Consider the following 215-nt stretch of genomic DNA (forward strand, 5'->3'; position numbering starts at 1 on the left):
ATGCCATGCAGCGAAAAACGGGCGCGCAAGCTGCTCGCAGCAGGCCGGGCACGCGTGCATCGCCTGTTCCCGTTTGCGATACGCTTGCTTGACCGTACTGTTACTGACAGTGCCTTCCAAACGATCAAGATCAAGCTTGACCCCGGCAGCAAGACGACCGGCATCGCTCTTGTGCGACATAGCGAAACACTCAAGCTTGCGACGGGTGAAATTTG

Annotated in this window: 1 protein-coding gene; it reads left to right on the forward strand. The window is 57.2% G+C overall.

Features of this window, described 5'->3' with window-relative positions; all coding sequences use genetic code 11:
* Positions 1–215 (forward strand): RRXRR domain-containing protein (locus QN359_RS20015; RefSeq protein ID WP_323493536.1); only part of this gene is annotated, 215 nt, incomplete at both ends.

Origin of the sequence: Undibacterium sp. 5I2 (assembly GCF_035019605.1) — a bacterium.
In the GTDB taxonomy this organism is placed as follows: Bacteria; Pseudomonadota; Gammaproteobacteria; order Burkholderiales; family Burkholderiaceae_D; genus Undibacterium.